Genomic DNA, 18,714 nt, shown 5'->3' on the forward strand with positions numbered 1-18,714 from the left:
TAAATATAACGAAAGAATCGACGCTTATATGATATAATTTTACACTAAGTTCAAAGACAAAATATTTTTTACAAGCAATACCTATAGTTATGAAAGGGATAGTATACCTTCTGATTTTTTTAATTCCATGTTTTCAACTTTTCGCTCAAAAAGGCAAGAACAAAGCTAAAAAACCTAATATCATTTTATTTTTTACAGATGATGGAGGGTATGCTGATTTTGGTTTCCAAGGAAGCAAAGAAATCAAGACACCACAATTGGACAAGTTGGCTAATTCTGGTTTAGTGTTTTCACAAGGCTATGTTACGGCATCAGTTTGTGGGCCTTCAAGAGCTGGTTTAATTACAGGTCAGTACCAACAGAAGTTTGGTTATGAAGAAAATAATGTACCAGGTTATATGAGTCAGTCTTCAAAACTTTTGGATGTGGATATGGGATTGCCTACTGATATTAAAACAATGGGTGATTACATGAAAGAATTAGGGTATGCTACAGCCTTTTATGGTAAATGGCACTTAGGAGATGCAGATAAATTCCATCCTACAAAACGTGGTTTTGATGAATTTTATGGGTTTAGAGGTGGAGATAGAAGCTATTTTGCGTATGAGAAATTCCCTCATCCAGATAAAAGAATGGAAAGAAATCTCAACAACTTTGAAGAGCCTAATAAATATGCCACAGATGTTTTTGCTGAAGAAACAATCAAGTTTATTGAAAAGCACAAAGATGAGCCGTTCTTTATTTTCCTTTCTTATAACGCGGTGCACACACCAATTGAAACTACAGAGGAAGATTTAGCATTATTCCCTGAGTTAGAAGGAAGAAGAAAAGAGTTGGCGGCTATGACTTGGGCAATGGACAGAGCTTCAGGAAATGTATTGCAGAAATTAGAAGAGCTAGGTTTGGACGATAATACTTTGATTGTATTTACGAATGATAATGGAGGTCCTTCTGATAAAAATGGATCTATCAATTTACCGTTAGCAGGTACAAAATCCAATCACTTAGAAGGTGGTATCAGAGTGCCATTCACTATGACATGGAAAGGTCACATCTCTAAAAAATCAAGATTTGACTTCCCTGTAAGTACGTTTGACTTGTTGCCTACTTTTTATGCTGCAGGTGGTGGTGATGTAAAAGATTTGAAAGATGTGGATGGTGTGGATTTGATGCCTTATATCAAAGGAGATAAAAAAGGAAGACCACATGAGAACCTTTTCTGGAAAAAAGAAACAAGAGCTGCTGTAAGAAGTGGAGATTGGAAATTGATCCGTTATTCTGATCGTCCAGCTGAGCTTTATAATATCGTAAAAGATGAATCAGAGTTGAATAATCTTGCTTACGAAGAAACGGATAAGGTAAAAGAACTTTTTAAACTATTGTATGATTGGGAGTTGACGTTGGAGAGACCTTTATGGCAGTTGAAGAGACAGTTTGAGAAGTACGATAACGACAGAATGGACAAATATAAACTAGGTAATGAACAAAATAACTAAACTAATACAGCTGTTATTTTTAGCAGCTGTATTTACAAACAACGCTTTAGCACAAACACCCGTTTCTCATCCGGATTTAGTATGGGAAAAAGAGGAAACACATTCAGATGAATTTGACGCTTTAGATACTGATAAGTGGGAAAATGATCCCAACGATTGGGGAGTATGGTCATGGGATCCATCATTGGCTTATGTGGAAAATAATGAGTTGAAAATCAAAATGATTCAGGAGACACATAGACGTAATACACACTTTGGTCAGAATGAAGAATTATATTATAAATCAGGCATCATCAGAAATAACCAGACAATTACTTACGGTTATTTTGAAGCAAAAATTAAAGGAGCTGATCGATTTCCTGGTGTATCTCCGGCTTTCTGGTTGTACAGTATCAACCAACCTGATCCAACTGAAGATGGACAGGCAAAGTACAGTGAGATTGATGTTGTGGAATTGACGCAGAAAGAGTGGGATTTCGAAAATAATGAATGGGAAGGTCCTGAAGCCATTGATATGAATTTACATGCTGTGGCAAGAGAAAATGGACAGTTAGTTCAGATCAGACCACACGGTAAACCAGACCTTGCTCAAAACAAATGGTATGCAGATTTTGATCCAAGAGATGATTATCATACCTATGGTGTATTGAGTAGAGTAGATTCAATTTTCTGGTATGTGGATGGTATAGAAAGAGGACGTAAAGAAAATTTATACTGGCACTTGCCAATGCATATCACTGTTTCAATGGGATTGAGAAATCCATTTGTGAAATATGTAGATGGTGTACGTTATCCAGTAGCAGATTCAACTACAACTGTTGGTTTTCCTACAGAAATGGCTTGTCAATATGTAAGAGTTTGGACAGCAGTTCCACAAATTCAAGCCAATGCAAGTGATTATGAAAATGTTGAGTTTGGGAAAAATAAAGGACTGACTTTCAATAGCTATTTTGATGCAGGAAGTGGATTCAAATCAACTTCAGTCATGAATGTAGAATTGGTAGAAAAGAATGCATCTGGAGAAACGGTAAAAGTAGCCGCTTCATCACAAGCTTTGATCAACGGAAAAGCAGCAGGACAGGCTTCAGCATTTTTTAATCTTCAAGGTGTATCCAATTCAGCAGAATTAGAAGCAGGTCATTATTATGAAATCAATGCTAGCTTCACTTCTTCAAAAGAGGAAGGAACAGTTGTAGAGCTGACGCCTATAAAAAATATTCAGATTGTGGATGAGGTGACGTCAATTGATCAAGGACTAGGAAGCAAAATAGAAATCTTCCCTAATCCGGCTTTAGCGTCAATCAAAATCAATGGTATTCAAAAAACAGCTTCCATCACAATACACAGCGTTTCAGGAAATGTAATGCTTGAAAAAGAGGTAAAACCTCAGGAAAGTATTGATATCAGCAACTGGGTGAATGGTGTTTATATCATAAAGGTTAGTCACAATAATGTTGTAACAACGAAACGTTTTGTGAAACTATAAATGAAATAGTTTAAAACCTGCAGACTTTTATCAGATGAAGGCCAAAATCATACTTCAGGCTTACGGCTTGAATTCGATCTTCTAGATGCAAAAAAGACCTATCATTATGCATAAAATTATTATTCTGATTTCAGTTTTTATCATGTCGATCCACTTTTCTTTTGCTCAAAAAGATTGGGAAAATGAACATGTATTTGAAATCAATAAATTAGGACCAAGAGTAGCTTCTTATTCCTATCCAACTGTTGAGAAAGCATTGGAAGGAGATAGAGAGAAAGCAAGATATATTTCATTAAATGGAAAATGGCAGTTTGAGTTTGTTCCTAAAGAGGAATTACGCTCAAAAGACTTTATGAAAACTGATTTTGATGCTTCCAAATGGGATCAAATAGAAGTGCCTTCCAATTGGGAAATGCTAGGTTATGGTCAGCCAATTTATACTAATATCACTTATCCTTTTACACCAAATATTACGGATACAACATTGGTATATGATTGGAAAGGACCTCAGCCTCCACTTCCCCCAAAAATATATAGAGACAATCCTGTTGGTTCTTACCTCAAGGAATTCGAAATTCCATCAAATTGGAAAGCCGAACAATCTATCATTCTTCATTTTGGAGGCGTCACATCAGCTTTTTACTTATGGGTTAATGGTGAAAAAGTAGGGTACAGCCAAGGAAGTTGTTTAGCTGCAGAGTTTGATGTTACTGATTATGTTCAAGCTGGTAAAAATAAGCTGGCGGTGCAAGTATTCCGATATAGTGATGGGAGTTACTTGGAAGATCAAGATATGTGGCGTTTGAGTGGAATTCACAGAGATGTGATGCTGATTGCACAACCAAAAATTGCTCTAAATGATTTCTATGTAAAAACAGATTTCAATGACGATCTTTCTAATGTAAAACTCAAAATTAGACCTGCTTTATGGGTAGAAGGTGATGTGAAACAGTTGCCCCAAATGACTTTGAAAGGGATGCTGTATGATGAGGAAAATAATGCAGTGCTGAACAAAGAAATGCAGGTTTCTTTACAAAAAGTATATGAGCAAAGGTGGCCTCCTAGAGACATGCCGAAGTTTGGTTTACTAGAAGCTAATTTCAAAAACCCTAAACTTTGGACGGCAGAAACGCCCAACCTGTATCAATTAGTTTTATGGATTGAAGATAAAGCGGGAAAGGTAGTAGAAGCAAGATCACATACACTAGGTTTCAGAACAATTGAGTTTGATGAAAACAATGCCCTTTTAGTAAATAAAACTCCTGTGAAAATAATGGGAGTGAACAGACACGATCATCATCCCACTAAAGGAAAAGCAATCAGCAGAGCTGATATGGAAGAAGAAGTACAACTTTTAAAACAATATAATTTTAACGCTGTAAGAACTTCTCATTACCCTAATGATCCTTACTTTTTAGAATTATGTAATAAGTATGGTTTATATGTGATGGATGAAGCGAACATTGAGTGTCATCACTTGGGAAGCTACATTCCTAATCAACCATCATGGGTGGCTTCGATGATGAGTAGAGTGACAAGAATGGTGGAGAGAGATAAGAATCAGCCTTGTGTGATCTCTTGGTCATTGGGTAATGAATCAGGTACTGGACCAGCATTTGCGGCAGCAGCATCTTGGGTAAAAGATTTTGATCCTACACGCTTCGTTCATTATGAAGGTGCTCAAGGAGACCCTACACACCCGGATTACAAAGAAGGGGATAATGTGGGTTATACTTCTCAAAATTGGGAATCAATGGCCAACCCTAGAGATGCTTTTTATGTGGATGTAGTGAGTAGAATGTACCCGAATTTTGCACAAGTGGTGCATCTTTCAAAAAATGAAAATATCACAAGACCTATCGTTTTGTGTGAATATATGCATGCTATGGGTAACTCTATGGGCGGACTCGGAGAGTACTGGGATTATATCAGAGCAACACCCAATGTGATGGGAGGTTTTATCTGGGATTTCAGAGATCAAGGTTTAGTGCATAAAAATGATAAAGGTGAGACATATTACGCTTACGGTGGAGATTTTGGAGATCTTCCCAATGATCAGAACTTCTGTATTAATGGTGTTTTTGCTCCAGATTTATCCCCAAATCCTCATGCTTACGAGGCAAAATATGTATTTCAACCCATTGCCATTACTTGGTCAGACAAGGAAAAGCAAATACTAGATATCAGGAATAGATTTTCGTTTACTAACCTTTCAGGCTACGCTTTTGAATATGTAATTAAAGAAGAAGGAAAGGAGATCAAGCGAGGTGAAATTCCAACTGTCAATTGTAATCCTAATTCATCTATCCAATTCCCATTATCAATCAAAGACATTACATGGGATAATCAGAAGGATTATTGGATCACCATAGAAATGAAGGAATCGGAGGATCAATTATGGTGTAAAAAAGGAAGTGTTGTGGCGCATGAACAGTTGCTTCTAAGAGAAGGATCAAAGGCAGTGACTGAAGTGTCAAAATCAACAAAGATTGAATTCACGAAAACACCATCTGAATTGATATTGAAAGGTGATAAAAGTTCAATTAAAGTAGATGCTTTGACTGGTGATTTACAGGTGTTTAGATATAATGGAAAAGACCTGTTGAGTAAACCTTTGAAATTGAACTTCTGGAGACCATCAATTGATAATGATGTACGAGGTATTAGTGCAAGACCGATCAGTAAGTCAACGAAATTCTGGAAAAACATTGATCAGAGATGGACGAGCGTAAAAGTAAAGTCTAAAAAGGTAGGATCTACTATGGTTAAAGTAGAAGTTGAGAAAGTGTTGAAGGATAGTGTGGAGGTACTTTTGACGTATACTATTTCAGATCAGAAAGTAGAGGTTGAAGCAGAAGTAAACAGGCTTGGTGATGTGCCTAACTTTATCACTTTCGGTGTTCAGTTTGGTATTCCGAAAAGCTATAATGATGTAGCATATTACGGAAATGGCCCATTTGAATCTTATGCTGATAGAAAAAGGGCTACTGTGGTGGACGTTTTTGCAATGAAGACGGAGGAGTTATACTTCCCTTATATCAAGCCTCAAGAAACAGGCAACAGAACGGATACAAGGTGGGTAGCATTGAAGGGAAAAGACAATCAATTGAAGATTGAAGCGAATTCAACTTTTGATTTCTCAATTTGGCCTTATGCAACAGATAAGATCAAAAAGGCAAAGCATCAGTTTGGATTAGCAGGAGAAGAAGATTTTACAGTAAACATTCTAGCAGAACAAGCGGGGTTAGGTGGGACATTATCAGTCACACAACCTCAATATAGAATGGATAAAAAAACATATAGATTGAGTTTCAGTATTCGTGGAGAATATCTGGATAATAAGATTAAGTAATTCAAAATCAACAATAAATAGTGTAAAACTAGCTAAATAAAAACCAATGTATCAAAGGTTTAATAACGGACGAAAACCTTTGAAGTACCTATGATAGATTTTGATGTAACATTTCATTTCATTTCATTGATACTAACTCCTGAGTAATGTTTACTCGGGAGTTTTTTATTGTTCTTATATATTGTAAATCAGTAATATATATTACTGTGTTTGTCGTTTACCTCCAACCAATTAGCCCTTCATCAAAAGTTAATTTAATTAAAATGAAGGGGGAAGCTTTATTGTTTTTACTGCATTTGAAGCGTTAAATTCTTTGAAAAATCAACTCAAACCTATCCAAAACTAACACCAATTTACCCTCAATCCTTAAGATGTTAAAAAAGTGTAAGTAAAGGGTAATTATTACACATAAGCTCTCTGTGGTCTTGAGTAATATTGTAATGTAAGATAGCAACGTTCGTCTACATTAATATTTTTTCAGAGAAAGTGTGCTTGCAGAAGACTCTTTCATCATCTGTTCATTAATCATAAAGTTATGTTATTCTTAAGTAAACTTAGTATGAATCGGAAAGTGATACCAAAAGCGGGTTTTATGACCTTCTTCTTAATGATTTTTTATACAACTATTTCTCTTGCTCAAGAAGTTGTTGTAGCAGGCCAAGTATTGGATCAAGGAGAACCATTACCTGGTGTGAATGTTATAGTGAAAGGTACAACGAAAGGTACAGTTACTGATTTTGATGGTAAGTTCAGTATCAATGTATTAAAAGAAGATGTTTTAGTTTTCAATTACATCGGATATGTGCCTCAAGAGCATGAAGTAGGAACAACTACAACTTTTAATATTGATTTAAAACAAGATCTTGAGTTATTAGATGAGATCGTAGTTGTAGGTTATGGTGTTCAAAAGAAAAAGGAAGTTACAGGTGCTGTAAACAACGTAGGATCTGAAGCTTTAGAGAAGATGCCTACTCCAGATTTAGGAACAGCATTACAAGGACAAGTGGCAGGTGTAAACGTACAAGCATCAAGTGGTGCTCCAGGTGCTCCAGCTAACATCCAAATTAGAGGTGTAGGTTCACTTTCAGGTGCTACAGAGCCTTTATACGTAGTGGATGGTATTCCTTACCAAAACAACCCAAATATTGCTCCTTCTCAAATTAAATCAGTTGATATCCTTAAAGATGGTGCATCAGCAGCGATTTACGGTGTAAGAGCATCAAACGGTGTAATCTTGATCACAACAAAAACGGGTGATCCAGGAAAAGTAAAAGTAGATTTTACAGCTTGGGGTGGTTTCCAAAATATTACTTCAGGTACTCCATTAATGGATACACACCAGCAGTTCTACTATGATCAATTAAGATCAGACGCAACAGGTATTCCTTCATCTGTACTTGCAACAAACCCAAGAGCTTTAGAAAATAATACAGACTTTATTGGAGCAATTCAAAATGATAATGCTGCAATTCAGAACTACGAATTAAACGTTTCTTCAGGTAAAGGTGATTTATTGTTGAATGCTAACGTGAACTACTTCAACCAAGAGGGTGTCATCATCAACTCAGGTTTTGATCGATTGGCTACTCGTTTAACGGGATCAATGAACAAGAAGAAATTCAAAATGTTTGCTTCGGTTGGTTTCCAAAATGAAAACAGAAGAAGAGAGCCATGGGCAATCTATGAGCAAGCAATGCGTCAAATGCCATGGAACACTCCTTTAGAGGATCTACCAACAAACGGTGATGTGATTCAGATTCCAGACCAAAATGAAATTACTTATAGTTACTTATCTGGTATTATGTCAAATACTGACCTTCAAAATACCAAAAGATTCAACTTTGCATTCAATGCTTCTTACGAGATCTTGGAAGACTTAACTTTCCAAGTAAGAGCAGGTAGTAACTTCTTAAACTCAACTAGAAATCGTTTCCAACCAAAATATACTATTATTGATGCGAACGGAAATTATAACCCAACAGCATCAAGACCACAAGCAAGATCAAATGAGGATTACGTATGGGATGAAAGATATACTTTAGAAAATATTTTGACTTATAACAAGTCGATCGGTAAGCACAACTTAAACTTTACAGGTTCATACTCATTTGAGCAATACACTAACAGAACTACTGGTCTTTTAATGTCATTTGCAGAAAATGGTAACAACGAAGTGAAAGTACCTGGTGCGGCAGTATCTATCTCAAATCCAACAGGTCATATTTATGAAACAGCGCTGATTGGTATGATGGGTAGATTGCAATATAGCTATGACAGTAAATACTTGCTTTCTGTTTCACTAAGAAGAGACGGTACTTCACAGTTCAATCCTGATAACAGATTTGATGTATTCCCAGGTGTTTCATTAGGTTGGAACGTGGACAGAGAGAACTTCTGGAATGTAGATTTCATCAGCGGTTTAAAAGTAAGAGCTTCTTATGCTGAACTAGGTAACAACAGAGTAGGTGCTAACCCATACATTGCTTCTCCAGTAATTGAGCAAGGTGTGAACTACTTATACGGTTACAGCAAAGACTTAACACCAGGTCTTACTCAAAGAAGATTTGCCAACCCTAATATCTCATGGGAAACTTCAGTGGCACAAAACATCGGTATTGACGTAACAATGTGGAATGACAGAATCCAGTTTACTGCTGACGTTTATAAAAACGAGAAGCGTGACATGATCTTAGGTCAGCAACTTCCATTGTCTGCAGGTGTGAATTTGACAAGAGAAGGCGGTGAGATTTCTTCTTACAGAACTTACACATTGAATGCTGGTGACATGACAAACACAGGTCTTGAATTAGCATTGAACTACAAGAACCAAACAGAGTATGGCTTATCATACAATATTGGTGTGACATTCACGAAGAACAAAAACGTTGTAAATAACTTGAATGGAGTATCAAGAGGTTATGCAGGTGGTCGTCCATCATTGACAAACAACTCAATGGATTACACTACTTTCATGGCAGAAGGATATGAGGCTGGTGCTTTCTTCTTAGTTCAGACTGATGGAATCATCAAAACAGAAGAAGAATTGAAGCATTACCAAGAAAATGTGAACCCAAGTGCTCGTTTAGGTGATGTAAGATACATTGATCAAGATGGTGACGGTGAAATTACAGACAACGATAGAGTTTATGCTGGATCAGGTATGCCAGACTTCGAATCAGGTATTGTAGCAACAGTAGCTTACAAAGGCTTTGATTTCTTCATCCAAGGTTACTACTCATACGGTGCTGAAATTCTTAACGGATCAAAATTATATGCTTACTCAGAAAGTAGACATTCAGACCTAGTAGGAATGTGGAGCCCTCAAAACCCTACTTCTGATATTCCATTAGTAACTTATAATCAAAGTGAAAACGTAAGAGCTTACTCTGATCTATGGTTAGAAGATGGTACTTACTTCAGAATCAGAACAATCACTTTAGGATATGATTTGGGTAGATTGATCAGCGAAAAATCAGGAATTGCTAAAGCAAGAGTATACGTGTCAGCAGTGAACCCATTCACTTTCACAAAGTACACTGGTTACGATCCTGAAGTTGGTGGAGAAGGAATCTCAATGAGAGGTGTTGACAGAGGTAACTACCCTGTATCAAGACAATTCTTAATTGGTGCTCAACTTAGTTTTTAATTAAAAAGAAGTATTACAATGAATGCTTTAAAGAAGATATTAATCGTACAATTGATAGCAGGGATGTTTGGACTAACATCATGTAATCATGATGAGTTTTTAAATCGAAAAAACCCTAATGCTATCACAGAAGCAACATTCTGGGAAACAGAATCAGATGCTGAAGCGGCACTAACTACTGTGTATGCTGCCTTACAATACCAATCAATCAGTGGTGGTCATTTAACTTATGAAATGATCAGAAGTGATTTAGGTGGAACAAATGACTGGGTAAAACATTTCCCTTACACTGAATTTATTATTCCAGACAACAGTTTACCAGTTTTCAACAAGTGGGCTGAGTGTTACAATGGTATTTTCAGAGCCAATCAGGTGATTGATAATATCCCAACAATGGATCAGCTTTCTGAAGAAAGAAAAGAAGAAATCTTAGCAGAAGCACGTTTCTTAAGAGCATTCTTCTACTTTGAAGTAGCACATACTTTTGGTGGTGGTGTGATCAAAACATCTTCAAAAATTACAGATCATAATGTTCCTTTCTCAACGATTGTTGAAGTAACAAGCCAAGTAATTTTACCAGATTTGGAATATGCAATTGAGCGGCTTCCTTTGACAAGACCTGAGACGTTGTTAGGTAAAGCAACTTGGGGAATGGCAACTACTTTATTAGGTAAAGTTTACTTGTACAACAAAGAGTGGACAAAAGCAGCAACAGAGTTCAAAAAAGTAATTGACTCAGGTTTGTATCAGTTAGCTTCTAACTATGCTGAAAACTTCAGACATGATGTAATTTATAACTCAGAGTCAATCATGGAAGTGCCATTTGATGGTTCAATCAACTCAGGTGCTCAAGATGCAAGTATTGTAGATGATGGTCCTAACAATGCCGGTGGTGAATCTTCAAAACTAGCACGTTGGTATGGTCCTTACTCACTTGGAGGATGGCAAGCAATGTTGCCTACTTACTGGGCACACGAACTATTAGTATCAGATTCAGTTGCAGGTTCTAATGCACATTCATCAAGATACACGGCTACTATAGCAGGTAGAGATGCTGAAGGTTTATACTACAACAAGCCAGCTTCAGAATTGAAAGCGGATGTTCCAAGAAGATGGGGATTTGGTGAATCATCATATGTGAAAAAATACGCTAACTGGTATCATTTGGATGTTGAAGATCCAGAAAACAGATCATCAATTCACTACAAACACATGAGATTGTCAGATGTATACTTAATGTATGCTGAGGCAGTGCTAGAAGGTGAAAGTAACATCAATACAGCGATCGAATACATTGACAAAGTAAGATCTCGTGCAGGTGTAGTTACATTGCAAGAGTACATCAACAATGACGGTGGTATTCCTCAATTGCACGTTTCTCAAGTATTGTATGGCGCAAGAACAATTGTACCAGCTACTTTAGAAAACGTTAGAACTCACCTTCGTATGGTAGAACGTCCAACAGAGTTGGCATTCGAAAATTCAAGATGGAGAGACTTAGTAAGATGGGGTATTATCAAAGACGTGTTCACAAGTCACCACAATGATGAGGACTTAAGAATCGAAATCTTCGATAGATTAAGTGACGAACTAGGAGAAGCTCCTCCTCCAGTAGCACCACTTTACATTGAAGCTAGAATCCGTCCTGACTTTGTCAACAACTGGAACTTCTATAGTTCTGACAAGCACGACTACTTCCCAATTCCAGCTGCAGAAGTTCAAGCTAACGACGCAATCTAAAAAAGAGATCAATCATGACAAATTTGAATTATATAAAATTATTCATCCTTTCATCACTTGCCCTTTTAATGGGGGCATGTGGTGAGGAGTTGAACAATCCGACCGTAAATACACCAAGTCATAGTGTACTTAGAATTTCACAAGCTTCTAATGAAAATACCATCAACATCAATCAGCATATTGATTTTGCAGATGTATCACAAGGTATTGAAAGCAGACAATGGGTTTTCCCTGATGAAGATGTTACATTAGAAGGTAATCCTCAAGATGCTCAAGTAAGAGGTACTTTCCACAAAGCAGGTTCTTATGATGTAACCTTAAGTCAAGTTTTTAAAAACAACGCTTTTGTAGGTTCTGAAACTGTAGCAAGAGAAACAAACAAAATTGATACAACAATTGTAGTAACTGTTCTTCCTGCAGTACAATTGACAGAGATCAAAGCCAATATTTTAATGGCTGATGGAACACTTGGAGAAGCAGTTTCTATGGAACCAGCAACACCAACAGAAATTCCTTTCGGCAGTGTATTACGTTTTACTTATGATGCCATCGGTAATCCAAATGAAATTCGCGGTGAGTTACACGGTGCTGAATTAGTAGCTGAGGATCCTGTGAATAATACGTTTGACGTGAAGTACGTGACTTTGGATAAAGTATACAGTTTTGCTCCAGTATTCGTAAGAACACAACCAATGAGCCAAGACACTTTAGTAGTGGTTGACTTTGTGAAATGTGTTAGATCAGATGAGCCATTAGTATTAGAAGCGGTAACTGCAGATGAGGACAAGAAAATCAACTTGGTGTATTCAAGAGGTTTGAATGCGAACTCTCCAAAAGCTTCAGATTACAGCGTAACAATCAAAACTGCTAAAGGTGCTACATTAACACCAGAAATCACTTCAGCTTTTGTAAGCCCGGATAACCCTAGTAATTTAATTTTAGAAATTGGTGAAGAGTTAGTTTACAGTGATGATGCAGTGACAGTGACTTACACAGGTAATTCATTAGAATCTCAAGATGCGGCATTAGCTCCAGAATTTACGGATGAGGTATTGACTGGATCAGAAGAAGATTTATTAAAAACATCTAACTATGATTATGGTTATGAGAACTCTTCTATGGAATACAAAGGTGCAGATCCAGCATGGTTAGGTAATGTTGTTCCTGATGTATTGGAGCAATCTACTGAGCAAATGTCAGAAGGCAGCCATAGTTTGAAAGTATCTATTCCTGCAGCAACTGATTCTAGAGCAGTGATGCCATCAGCAATTCAGACTTATCTGAATGGAGTATTACACAAGTTCTCTTTCACAGAAAATGAAAATAACAAACTAAGATTACAGTTTGATATTTATATCGAAAACAATGGAGGTGCTAGACATCCTAACGCTACATTCGATTCGAACATCCGTTTCCACTTAAGTAATAAGGGTTCTGATTGGCAAGAAATTGCACATGGTTTTGCAAATTCAGATGAAGGAAAGTGGTTGACATTCACAAATGTAATCGATGTGAAAAACGTAATCAATGAATACAACTTGATTATGAAAATTGTAAACACAGGTAGCGAGCCAGCTGTTTTATACATTGATAATTTAAGATTGAAAAGATTCTATCCTAGACCATAGGTTAATGTAAAGGGATAAATTAAAAGGGAAGAAAAACGATTTCTTCTCTTAAGATAAAAGTCAAGAGGTTAGAAGCTTAAGGTACTTCTTTAAGTTTCTAACCTCATTTTGTGTATTACATTTGTAATTTTAGTATATGAGGCGTCAAAATTTTCCATTTTAGGTTGTGATGAAATTAATAAACTCATATTCTGAAAGGGTACTTTAAACCCAAAGAGGTATTGTAAACATGCTCTTAATGTTTGACTTAACATGTGGATATAGATTGACATAAGGCACTTTATAATAAATATTATAGCTTCTTTTTCACTATTAAAAATAAGTTAAAAACCTGCTATAAGGTGGTAAATATTAAGAAGTTGAACATCATTCTAACTTCTAAATTGTCAACGAAATAAATTATTTACTTGATGCATAAGAGTTAGGTTGGAACATTACTATTGAAGGTGAAAAAGTTTTTTTGATAAATTATTGAAAGAGTGGAATTACTCTCTTTTATCTTTTCTAACAACACATATTTTGAAGGAAGATTTTTTCTCTGAAAAAGTATTTCCAACAAACTTAAGATAGTACCAGCGTATCGTTATGCATTATTAACTCTTGATTAAAATAATGAAACACTTAAATTTGGACTATTCCAGAGCTATGAAACTACTACTCTCATTGGTGGTTTTTGTGCTGATTTCTGGTCGAACATTTGCACAGCAGCCTACCAAAACTTCCGACCCTTCAGATGTATGGGAAATCAGATGGAGTGCATCTGATGAATTTAATGGAGACAACCCCGACTGGTCAAAATGGATCAAAACCGGCAATCTACCTAATACCACTGCGTGGAAATGGGACAACGACAGCAACGTAAAAATTGAAAATGGTGTAGCGGCATTGACTATGCGCCAGAACCCAAACAATGCTTCAGATGGTGGAACTTATTTCAAATCAGGAATTTTGAAATCCTACCAAACTTTTACTTATGGTTACTATGAAGCAAAAATCAAAGGAGCTGATATTGGAGAAGGGGTTTGCCCATCTTTCTGGCTTTTTTCCAACTTTGATTATTCTGTTGGAAATGGTAAAACGGTTTACAGTGAAATTGATGTAGTAGAACTACAACAATTTGACTGGTATGAAGGTCACCAAGACGATATCTATGATATGGACCACAATCTTCATGCAGTCGTTATGCAAAATGGAACAGGTGTCTGGAGAAGACCAAAACAACACCCTGAAGAGCAGTTGAACAAATTCAGAGCACCATGGGACCCTACAAAGGATTATCATATCTATGGTTGTGAGGTCAACGAAACAGAAATTATATGGTATGTTGATGGTAATGAAGTAGCAAGAAAACCTAATACCTACTGGTATAGACCAATGAACGTAACGTTGTCATTGGGATTAAGAAAGCCATTTGTGGAGTTCTATAACAATAGAAATAATGCAGTGAATCCAGAAACAGACCCTGATGCAAAAGCAAAATTGCCAGGAATGCCAACTACAATGTATGTTGAATATGTGAGAGTTTGGGAAAAATCAACGACTACACCGCCTCCCTCTATCGGAGTAGGAGAAATCGGAAACCCAAGTTTTGAAGAAGGTGATTTATCCTACTGGACAGCAAGTATTGGAATCAATGAGGTGGTTACAAATACAAAATCTTCAGGTTCATACGGAGCAAGAATCAGCAATGGTAATGTAGCTCAAGTGATCACTTTGGCTGCTAATACTACTTATACAATTGCTGTAGATGGTAAAGTGGGTTCAAATGGTACAACTGCCTTTTTAGGACTGACGAATGCAGTGACTGGAGATTTTATTACAAATCAGGAATTTTCATCTACTTCGTTTGAAAATAAGAGCATTACGGTAACTACAGGTGCTTCAGAGCAAAAATATAGAGTATGGTATTACTCCTCAGGAGAAGCATTTTGTGACAATTTCACGATTGGAACAGGAAGCAACCCGCCAACAGATACACCTGTGAATGGAGTTTCTTTAAATAAAAACTCTTCATCAATTGGCATTGGAGAAACGGTTCAATTAACTGCATCAGTTTCACCTTCTAATGCAACAGATAAAACGGTAACTTGGTCTACTGCCAATGCATCAGTAGCTACCGTATCCAATGGAATAGTTTCTGGTGTAGGTGCTGGTACTACAAAAATTACTGTAACTACAAGAGATGGCAATTTTAAGGCTGAATGCAACATCACAGTTACTTCAGGTAGTAGCGGAGGAAGTGGAGACTTACCTTCAGCAGGAAACACTATCTGGTTACAGACATTATCAGATGATTATGTGACAGTCAATACTGGTCAAGGAACAGCATTGCAAGCTACAAAATCATCTGTTTCAAGTCTTGAAGAGTTTACAGTATTAGATGCAAATGGGTATTATGCCTTGAAGTCAGTGGCAACAGGAAAATATGTGACTGTGGCTTCAAACAATACGGTGAAATGTGGAGCAACGGGTATTTTTGAAAGACAGAAATTCACTTTTGAATTAACTTCTGACGATTACCTTATTCTTAAAGGGAAAATCAATGGTCAATACATCAGCGTAAATGCTTCCAATGCATTAGAAGCCAATCAATCTAATGCTTCAAACGCAACGAAATTTATATGGGGAGGTTCTTCTTCTGCAAGAAGGAGTACAGTTGAACAATTGAACCTTGAAAAAGAAATAAAAGTCTATCCTAACCCTTACAAGTTTGGTAATTTATACATTCAACTTAACGAAGTGAAAAGCGGTACACTTCGAATTTTTGATGTAGGGGGAAGAGAGTTCATCAACAAGAAATTCAATGAGGTAAATCAAATAGTTCTTAAACAAGATGAATTGATGAATCACAATGGTTTATTAATTTTCCAGATTGTCACAAAAGATGGCACAACTACAACACGGACGATTTGTAATTAACACACTTTAGTGGGGCATGTGTAGAACGAATTAACTATGAGATGGTGTTTTATACTTGCCCAGGGGCTGGCTGTATGGCCAGCCTTTTTTGTGTAGAAAAAATGATATAATAAAGATTTTGTGAGCTAACTTTTCGATAACGTTTTATAGCCTGTTTTAATATAAAACTGTGATTATGAATTTCTACTTTACCCTTTCCTCCCTGCCTTTCTTCAGCAAGGGCTTATGCTAATTTTTTACCGAGAATGGATAATTTTTAAGAATTCATTCAGATCCATAGTCTCTAATTTTACAATATGATCAAAGACTTGTATTTGAGAACAGTACAGGTGCTGATCAATCAAGCTAATTACTCAAAAAAAGGTTTAAGACTATATATTAAATGAAAAAATTATTTGTAATGGCTTGTGCTGCCCTGATGACTCAGGTTGGTGTAGCACAGGATAGAGGCGTATTAGGGCAGGCAAATACCCCTAATGTAGAATTGAAGAGTATCAATTTAGGTGACTGTAAGTGGACAGAAGGTTTCTGGGCAGATAAATTTGAAGTGGCAGAAACATCGATGGTGCCTTATATGGGTGAAGTGTTGACTGGTGATGTGGGACATGCTTTGAATAACTTCAAAATTGCGGCAGGATTGAAAGAAGGAAAGCACCAAGGAATGCACTGGCATGATGGTGATTTCTATAAGTGGATTGAAGCATCTATGTATGTGTATGCTCAAAATGGAGATAAAGCACTTTTAGAAGAAATTGATGGTTACATCAAAATCATTGGAGATGCTCAAGAGGAAGACGGTTACATCCAGACACAAGTACAGTTGAGATCAAATGTGGACCGTTATGAAAACCGTAAGTATCATGAGATGTATAACACGGGTCACTTGTTGACTTCAGCATGTATACATCATAGAGTTACTGGTCAGTCTAATTTCTTGGATATTGCGGTTAAGCACGCTGACTTCTTATACAAAACATTCAATACGGATGATCCAAGATATGGTCGTTTTGGTTTCAACCAAACGCAGATCATGGGATTAGTAGAGATGTACAGAACTACAGGAAATAAGAATTATTTAGATCTCGCAGAGCGATTTATTAATAATAGAGGCAAATATGAAGTAGAGGAGACTCCAGAAACACAAGGTTATCCTATCGGTGATATGGTGCAGGAAAGAGTGCCATTGAGAGAGTCTGATGAGGCAGTTGGACATGCAGTGTTGGCATTGTACTACTATGCAGGTGCAGCGGATGTAGCAGCTGAAACAGGTGAAAAGGCTTTAGTTGATGCATTGGACAGACTTTGGGATAACGTAACGAACAAGAAAATGTATGTTACTGGAGCAGTTGGACAAGCGCATTATGGAGCATCAACAAACCGTGATAAGATTGAAGAAGGTTTTATTGATGCTTACATGATGCCAAACATGACTGCTTACAATGAAACTTGTGCGAATGTTTGTAACTCAATGTTCTCTTACAGAATGTTAGGATTACATGGTGAGTCAAAATACGCTGATATCATGGAATTGGTATTGTACAACAGTGGTCTTTCAGGTATTTCTTTAGAAGGAAAAGATTATTTCTATTCAAATCCTTTAAGAATGGTTCACGGTTCAAGAGATTACTCTAAACATAATACAGAAACTCCAGAAAGAGAACCTTACTTAGAGTGCTTCTGCTGTCCTCCAAACATTGTTCGTACTATTGCAAAATCAGCAAACTGGGCGTATAGTTTATCAAAAGATGGTGTTGCTGTTAACCTTTACGGTAGTAACAGATTAGATACAAAATTGACAGATGGTTCTCAAATTATTTTGAACCAAGTGACAAACTACCCTTGGGAAGGTACCGTGAATATCACTGTTGAAAAAGCAAAAAAACAACCGTTTGATGTGATGCTTAGAATTCCAAAATGGGCAGTAGGTTCTTCATTGAAAGTTAACAATGAAGCAGTAGATGTAAAAGTGGTAGAAGGAGAGTTTGCAACAATCAATAGAAAATGGAAGAAAGGTGATATCATCACTTTAGATATGCCAATGGAAGTGCAATTAGTGGAAGCAAATCCATTAGTTGAGGAAGCAAGAAATCAAGTGGCAGTGAAGAGAGGGCCAATCGTATATTGTGTTGAAACTCCGGATCTTCCAAAAGATACGAACATCTTAGATGTGTATTTCAAAGGTGGAGCGCCATTAAAAGTAACTTATAACAAAGATTTATTAGGAGGTGTTGCAACAGTTGAAGCGCCAATCTTAATCAGAAAAGATCAAGCAACGAAGGACATGTATTCAACAGTGGATGTGCCAAAGTTTGAAGAATCATCGATTCAACTTGTGCCTTATTTCACTTGGAACAACAGAGGCAAGGCTGAAATGACAGTATTTATGCCAGTAATCTGGAACAACTTATAAAAATGTACGGGTCGTCCTTAGTGGCGACCCTTCTATT

8 protein-coding genes are annotated in these 18,714 nt (G+C 36.8%); all 8 read left to right on the plus strand.

The genetic code is table 11. From position 1 onward, the window contains the following. Window positions 1-89: 89 nt before the first annotated feature. Entirely contained in the window at window positions 90-1,496 is a 1,407-nt protein-coding gene (locus tag AVL50_RS31905) for a sulfatase-like hydrolase/transferase (protein ID WP_062622009.1), read from the plus strand. Then, window positions 1,480-2,982 (plus strand): family 16 glycosylhydrolase, encoded by a 1,503-nt coding sequence (locus tag AVL50_RS31910; protein ID WP_062622011.1) that lies wholly within the window; start codon window positions 1,480-1,482, stop codon window positions 2,980-2,982. The genes AVL50_RS31905 and AVL50_RS31910 overlap by 17 nt, the downstream gene beginning before the upstream one ends. Window positions 2,983-3,088: 106 nt before the next feature. After that, the gene (locus tag AVL50_RS31915; RefSeq protein WP_062622101.1) at window positions 3,089-6,334 is read left to right on the plus strand and encodes a glycoside hydrolase family 2 TIM barrel-domain containing protein; all 3,246 of its coding nucleotides are present in this window, start codon (window positions 3,089-3,091) and stop codon (window positions 6,332-6,334) included. Between the two features lie 559 nt (window positions 6,335-6,893). After that, window positions 6,894-9,980 carry a TonB-dependent receptor gene (locus AVL50_RS31920; RefSeq protein WP_062622103.1) on the plus strand — a complete coding sequence of 1,029 codons (3,087 nt, stop codon included), beginning with the start codon at window positions 6,894-6,896 and terminating at the stop codon, window positions 9,978-9,980. An 18-nt stretch (window positions 9,981-9,998) separates the two neighbouring features. Further along, window positions 9,999-11,720, plus strand: coding sequence for a RagB/SusD family nutrient uptake outer membrane protein (locus tag AVL50_RS31925; protein WP_062622013.1), 1,722 nt, complete (start codon window positions 9,999-10,001; stop codon window positions 11,718-11,720). A 14-nt stretch (window positions 11,721-11,734) separates the two neighbouring features. Continuing rightward, on the plus strand, window positions 11,735-13,348 hold the full coding sequence (locus tag AVL50_RS31930; protein ID WP_062622020.1) for a hypothetical protein: 1,614 nt from the start codon (window positions 11,735-11,737) through the stop codon (window positions 13,346-13,348). 612 nt (window positions 13,349-13,960) lie between these two features. Further along, window positions 13,961-16,267, plus strand: a complete 2,307-nt coding sequence (locus tag AVL50_RS31935) for a family 16 glycosylhydrolase (RefSeq protein WP_062622022.1) — start codon at window positions 13,961-13,963, stop codon at window positions 16,265-16,267. A gap of 382 nt (window positions 16,268-16,649) precedes the next feature. Then, on the plus strand, window positions 16,650-18,677 hold the full coding sequence (locus AVL50_RS31940) for a glycoside hydrolase family 127 protein (RefSeq protein ID WP_062622024.1): 2,028 nt from the start codon (window positions 16,650-16,652) through the stop codon (window positions 18,675-18,677). Window positions 18,678-18,714 lie beyond the last annotated feature (37 nt).

It is taken from the genome of Flammeovirga sp. SJP92 (genome assembly GCF_001583495.1).
Taxonomy (GTDB): Bacteria; Bacteroidota; Bacteroidia; order Cytophagales; family Flammeovirgaceae; genus Flammeovirga.